1 pseudogene is annotated in these 256 nt (G+C 38.3%); it reads left to right on the forward strand.

What is annotated here, in order from left to right:
* A pseudogene (locus tag ACFIO5_RS11635) lies at positions 1 to 256 on the forward strand (outer membrane protein); the annotation flags it as partial.

Genomic DNA, 256 nt, shown 5'->3' on the forward strand with positions numbered 1-256 from the left:
CATTAAGTAAAGATTTATCACCTAAACTTTCTGGTTTTGAAGGTGGTTTTTACGCAGGTTCTAATATTAATCTTGGCGATGACTTCATTTTTGGTGTCGATACAGATTTAACATTATCCGGTCAAAAACACACAAAGACAATTATTATAGGCGTAGACGATAATGCTGCAGTAGAAAATGCAGTAGCAAGATCTCGCAGATCAGAGCGTTCAGTATCAGGGACTCCATCAGTATCAGCACCAGCAATAGCAGCAAA

The sequence above is a fragment of the Bartonella sp. AA86SXKL genome (assembly GCF_042196885.1).